This is a genomic window from Polaromonas sp. DSP2-3-2b2 (genome assembly GCF_049895905.1).
GTDB lineage: Bacteria > Pseudomonadota > Gammaproteobacteria > Burkholderiales > Burkholderiaceae_C > Polaromonas.
The window spans coordinates 1-530 of record NZ_JAFCTH010000066.1 but is presented as its reverse complement, the minus strand read 5'-3'; the positions used below and the strand labels follow the sequence as shown (position 1 = coordinate 530).

1 protein-coding gene is annotated in these 530 nt (G+C 61.5%); it reads left to right on the top strand.

The window, feature by feature from the left end; translation table 11 throughout:
- Window positions 1-530, top strand: a 530-nt coding sequence (locus tag ACP7AD_RS18590; RefSeq protein ID WP_426149228.1) for a GTP-binding protein, incomplete at both ends; no start/stop codon positions are given.

The following is a 530-nucleotide window of genomic DNA, read 5'->3' as shown; positions in this document are numbered from 1 at the left end:
GACGGCCCGATGCCCCAGACGCGCGAGCATATCTTGCTGGCCCGCCAGGTCGGCGTGCCTTACATCATCGTGTTCCTGAACAAGTGCGACATGGTCGACGACGCCGAACTGCTCGAACTCGTTGAAATGGAAGTGCGCGAGCTGCTCGACAAGTATGATTTCCCCGGTGACGACACCCCGATCATCCATGGCTCGGCCAAGCTCGCCCTCGAAGGCGACAAGGGTCCGCTGGGCGAAGAAGCCATCATGAAGCTGGCCGACGCACTGGACAACTACATTCCCCTGCCAGAGCGCGCTGTCGACGGCGCCTTCCTGATGCCCGTGGAAGACGTGTTCTCGATCTCCGGCCGCGGCACTGTCGTGACCGGTCGTATCGAGCGCGGTATTGTCAAGGTCGGTGAGGAAATCGAGATCGTCGGTATCGCTGACACGCAAAAGACGATTTGCACCGGCGTGGAAATGTTTCGCAAGCTGCTCGACCAGGGCCAGGCGGGCGACAACGTCGGCATCTTGCTGCGCGGCACCAAGCG